Consider the following 5219-nt stretch of genomic DNA (forward strand, 5'->3'; position numbering starts at 1 on the left):
TTGGCCTGCCATTTCTTGCGCACTTCTCCGAAGATTGGCGAGGGGATGCGGCAGTTTTCGTAAAAAAGATGGGTGCGGCCTGATTGCAGGCCGCAGTTGAAAAACAGTTTGCTTTCTGTCAAAGGATGCTTGAGGGGCAGGAAGTCGATGCCAGGTGCGTTGCAATCCGAGCCAGTCCCTTCCAGGTTGATTCCTCCCCCTGTATCCAGGAGAGATTTTCCATTCTGACAGCCTTTTGAATGAGGTACGCTTCCGCCGAATTTTTTTTCGCTCATGTCCGGCTTGGCGCAGTCGAAACGGTTCAGGGTGGAACGGCCGGGTTGTTTGAGGTCAGTCGGTTTGCTGTGCCAGGGTTCATTGTCTGCCACAAAATTACCCTTAGGGGTAATCGGACCAGGATCGTTTTTTTCTGCCCAGCCTGGAATCAGGGAATGAGGTGAATTGGTATCCCCGGAGTGCAGATCATATTCCTTCTGTTTCCTGAAGCGTTCCCAGTCGTCATGCTGAAAATATTCGCCATACAGATCGATCAGGGCAGGCTGACCGATGGAGATTCCAAGGCTCTCCCCCAGTTTGTCGCGGAAACTGACGAACAGATGTCCTCCGCGGTCGTTGAATTCAGCCTGCGGATTTCTCACTTTGGAGACCATCAGGACATATTGATTCCCCGCAGGACGCACATCTGCAACCTTGACGTCAAAGCACTGGGTGATTTTCTTCTGGAAGGAGAGCGATTTACTCAGAGAACCTGCTCCCTGGTACTCGATCGTGGCAGTAATGGATAACCTGCGGGTGCGGTCTCCATAACCAGTTCCCTGGTCATTGAGCAGCCTGGATTCGGACAGGGAAGCATCCAGTTTGGCTACCTTGAATTCACCTTCGTCGATGATGTTTGACCCGTCGCTCTGATTCAGGCTGTCGGTCAGGTCATTCACTGCAGTGCCGAATTCCTGATCCAGATCAGTCCACTTGGAAATCATGCCTTTCGCGGCTTTGTCGGAAGCGAAAAAAGGCCTCAGCTCCAGATTCATGTGTTTTTCTACCTGGGCCAGGGTTGCCTGAATCACACCCTGAGCCAGATACAGGGCGCGCAGATGGTCTGCGCTGCGGTAGGTGAAGACATATTCCCTTGCTGCCGTGCGGTTCAGGTATAATCCGAGCATAGACAACACTAGCAGCAGGACCAGGACCACTGGAAGCACAAAAGCGCGTTTCATTATTTTCATCTGAATCCATGATAACAGAAGAACTGTCAGGCGAAAATAATAATGATAAAACAACCGGATTATGGTATATTTTATCTGATCTGAAATTATCTGTAACCATTCATGGAGGTGGACTGTGACAAAAAGTATTTTTCTGGCGTTTCTTTTCCTTGCTTTTACTACCCTTTATGCGGATGGTGTGGTTTCTGCGGACAGTAACAGCAAGTTCCAGGGCAAGAAAGACGGAAACGCTCCTGTTGACCTGACCAAGGCGGCAGATGATTACAGGAATGAAGGCAAAATCAATTATGCCGGTGGATTCACGCTGAAACAGCTGATCATGCAGACTTGCGCCACCAAAGATACAGCCATGAAAGCTTACCAGAAAGTGCTTAACTATTATGAAACGATTCCCATGGATGATATGAATAAATGGGCGCGGAACGCGGCTCTGGGCCAGGCATTTAAGTATTATCCCAATTTCTTTCCCGCAGAAGGCACAACCAGGGGAGAGAAGAATATCTCGTCTAAAGACTGGGTCCCGTTTTTTGAAGATTCTGAATTGAGCGAAATCACCACTGAGGACAATCAGGAAGCGCAACCTGCAAAGGAAAAGCTCAGAGGCAAGGGCGATGAGCCAAGTGTCTGGGATCAGAACACGATCAATCCAGCAGGCGGTGTCAATGCCAGTGCAACTACCGGAGCTGTGAAAATGCTGATTGAAAAATTTCTGTGCGAATGTCAGCAGAAGGGTGTGACTGTTGAGAATGCAGCTAAAGGCGTGGAATTTATCGTCAAAAGAGCAGGGCTTAACGGTGCTCAAAAACGTACAGTGGTCAATATGTTTTCGTCAGCTGACGATTATTCTGTGAAAGCTGTTGAAACTGCACTTGGTTTTTAGTTTTCCTGTGAATGAATAATAGGAGTGGAACATGCTGAAAATTCTGTTTCCCCTGTTTTTGCTGTTCTGCTTTAATGCTTATGCAGAAAAAGGTGTAGGCAAGCAGGACGGGTTCAGGGACTTCGACCTGGTCAAGGACGTGATCGAACCTCTGGCAGGAGATACCTATAATTGGGAAGAACTGCCGATCGACAAAGCCGTGGAAGTGTTGCAGACTGATTCGGACAAGGTCGTGGATTTCATCAAGCATTACAAAGTGGTCAACAATTCTCCGGAAGGACTGATCAAAATAATGGGTCTTGAGATGGCAGTTCAGGCTAAACCATTAAAAAAAGGGCAGCCTGCCGCTAAGGGTGCCTGGGACTGGGCCGCCAGTAAATTTTCCGGCTGGCTGGACACCAAATTCAAGCCGTCGCTTGGAAGCGGGATCAATCTTGGTTCAAGCACCCCTCAAATGAAAATCCATGCCACCATTAAAGGAGCTCTTAAAGCACAGGAATTGTCGGATCAGGCGATCCTGGACATTATCAGAGCTAATTTCGACGGTAAAGAGATCAGTAATTTTTACGCTTACGCAGACCAGCTGCCTGAATATGAGAGTAAACTTGATCCTGCGTTCAACAGGATTGTGGATGCGCTCGGCAAAGGTGCAGACATCGGGCCTGCTGAAAATGACGGCAGGATGAGTGCCCCGCGCGGCACAGTAGAAGCAAGCAATCAGGGGACTTCAGAAGTCACCCCTTGAACAAAAAAGAGAGCATTGAATATTGCCAAGTCTTGGACCAAACGCTGATTGTCAGGCCTAACAACCCGGAACATGAAGATGAGATTCATGATTTTCAAGACATTGCACACGAACAGAAATAACGCAGTTCAGATGAGTTACTTCGCAAAAGTATGTCCAACCCTTCAAATTGGGCAGCAGTCCGCTGCTCAATTACTCTGATTTCCAGGGATTGCCATACTCTATCCGGATTGATTTCAAGCATTTGGGGCACATGTAAACTCATTGAGTATTCATCGAGGACTTTTAATGCCTTTCAGAAGAAGTCTGATCGAGTCATCGGTTCTCCTGCTGCGGGTCTCTTCCTTTTTGGCGCAGATAATCCACTGGACGTAAGCTTTGCGGTTTGTAAAGGAGAGGCTGTCAAAGAGCTTTCTGGCTTCAGGACTGCTGCTGAGCCTTTCCATGAAAACATCAGGGATTTCAATTTCACGAGGCTGGTCGTCTCTGGTTATGACAACATGGATGGTTTCGCCAGGCTGCTTGCCGATTCTGCTCCGGATCACTTTCGTCAATCCGAGGCAGTGGCAGGCATGCCCCATTTTCGCCAGGGAACCTCGATACGCACAGCCGTCAAAAGTCGCCAGAATCTTGACCTGGCCTTTAGTGCCGAACTCTTTTTCCACATCATAGGGGAATTCAATGAAAGCGGCATCGATCTCATCGTGCTTCAGAATCACGGCATCGAATTCATAGATCGTCATAAACAAGCCTCCTGCAGTCCTTGATCGGGCACTACACTAATGCACAGGAACCCAAGCCGTTCCTGACTTTGCCATGCAGCCATTCAGTTGTTTTCTGATCCAGGCCTTCTGAAATCCTGGCTGCACAGATCAGGATCTTCCATTTTTCCAGCTCCGGTGGCGGCTCCGGATCCTGAAAATACTCTTCAAGATATCCTGTGATCGCATCACTGCAGAGCTGTCTGGCAGATTCATCGCTCAGGCATCCGGATTCCTCGATGAGTATGACTGTTCTCGCCACATCTGCCATCGGATTCCCTATGGAGCAATCCGTCCAATCGATGATTACAGGGCCAGGCTGCGAAACAATAATGTTGCCAGGGTGAAAATCCCCGTGGCAAAGAGACGCTCCGTGATTCAGCAGAGACAGCATTTTCAACAGCCGAAGTTTTGACGCTCTCTCCGGAAAATCGACGGACTGGATGTTTTCAGTCAGCTTGTGGCTCAGAATGCGCAGGTTTTTGAGATCAGTTTGTCTATGGATTTTTCTGTGCAGGTCTGCGAACTGGGATATCCATAGCTGTATGCCAGTTTCCTGCATGAGCTCAGTCATGATCTTACCGTTGACTTTTTCGTACACAATCCCGTACCTGTCGTTTTTCACGATGATCTCATGGGGGAATGGCACAGGCAGTCCAGCTTTGTGAACCGCAAGAGTATTCCGGAACTCTTTCTCCACTGTTGAGCGATGAAAAGTGCTGAAGTACAGTTTCAGAACACGACCTTCCGGAAGGTCGAACAGTTCAGCAGTTCTGCCTTTGGCAATGCAATCAGAGATATTCATCTTTTTTTTCTCAACAATATATTATCCGGCTTTCCTGACCAAGCTTCTAACACAGTTGAACAGCTCCAGCCCGATCTCTGTCTGAGCATACAATTTGCTTTTTCATTTGACTGAATCCTTTTGTGAAGGTCTTGAAAGAATGATAACAGAAAACATGGACAGGAGATGTCAACTTTGCAAGAGGCTTATTGAACAACCTGCCGTGAACTGGCATACTACAGTCATGAATACTGCAGATAAAAAAGACCGGATATCTCAGACATGCCTGGACTCACCCCAATCTCTGAGCAGGGATTTCGTGGCGAGGCTGGCGCAGGACCAGATCGAGGAAACGATGCGGCTGTCAAGAACCGAAGCCGAGCTGCTGATCGGACGCTATCGTATCGGAATCGCTGCGGCCATGTGTGTGCTGAGTGTTGCCATGACTGTGTCAGGCGTCATGGACAGCTGGGGACCTGCTTTATTCTGGACCGCAGTCGTCGTCTGTGCCCTCGGAATAATGCTTGGAATCCGGCGGTTTGGGGCTCCGGAATGGCTGAGCATGACTGCGCTTACGATTGACCTTGCATTCCCCACAGCATATTTCACGCTCACAGCCCTGACATTTTCCGGAACGATGTCCGAGTCTGACTCCCGCTGGTTCATCTATCTTTCGCCGACATTATTACTTTTCTTTCTTAGTGTGAATACCCTGCGCACCAGCAGGGCCACAGCTGTCTACGGATCTCTTCTGGCGATGGTCCTGTTCCTGTGGGAGACGATTGCCCTGACAGGCAGGCATCCTGCGCAATTCGTAGTCTGT

At 48.8% G+C, this 5219-nt stretch carries 6 protein-coding genes; 3 read left to right on the forward strand and 3 right to left on the reverse strand.

The window, feature by feature from the left end; translation table 11 throughout:
* Positions 1-1226, reverse strand: a 1226-nt coding sequence (locus PHW04_19020) for a hypothetical protein (protein MDD2717986.1), incomplete at its 3' end; no start/stop codon positions are given.
* Between the two features lie 115 nt (positions 1227-1341).
* Here PHW04_19020 and PHW04_19025 point away from each other — a divergent pair.
* Both PHW04_19025 and PHW04_19030 read left to right on the forward strand, forming a co-directional pair.
* Complete coding sequence (locus tag PHW04_19025) at positions 1342-2106, forward strand: hypothetical protein (protein ID MDD2717987.1); 765 nt, start codon at positions 1342-1344, stop codon at positions 2104-2106.
* 31 nt (positions 2107-2137) lie between these two features.
* Positions 2138-2851 (forward strand): hypothetical protein, encoded by a 714-nt coding sequence (locus PHW04_19030; protein ID MDD2717988.1) that lies wholly within the window; start codon positions 2138-2140, stop codon positions 2849-2851.
* A 272-nt stretch (positions 2852-3123) separates the two neighbouring features.
* Here PHW04_19030 and PHW04_19035 read toward each other — a convergent pair whose 3' ends face one another.
* A complete protein-coding gene (locus tag PHW04_19035) occupies positions 3124-3594 on the reverse strand; it encodes a YdeI/OmpD-associated family protein (GenBank protein ID MDD2717989.1) in 471 nt (156 codons plus the stop codon).
* A 31-nt stretch (positions 3595-3625) separates the two neighbouring features.
* Positions 3626-4417 carry an aminoglycoside phosphotransferase family protein gene (locus tag PHW04_19040; protein MDD2717990.1) on the reverse strand — a complete coding sequence of 264 codons (792 nt, stop codon included), beginning with the start codon at positions 4415-4417 and terminating at the stop codon, positions 3626-3628.
* Between the two features lie 223 nt (positions 4418-4640).
* Here PHW04_19040 and PHW04_19045 point away from each other — a divergent pair.
* Positions 4641-5219, forward strand: a 579-nt coding sequence (locus PHW04_19045) for a hypothetical protein (GenBank protein ID MDD2717991.1), incomplete at its 3' end; no start/stop codon positions are given.

Source organism: Candidatus Wallbacteria bacterium (genome assembly GCA_028687545.1).
GTDB lineage: Bacteria > Muiribacteriota > JAQTZZ01 > JAQTZZ01 > JAQTZZ01 > JAQTZZ01.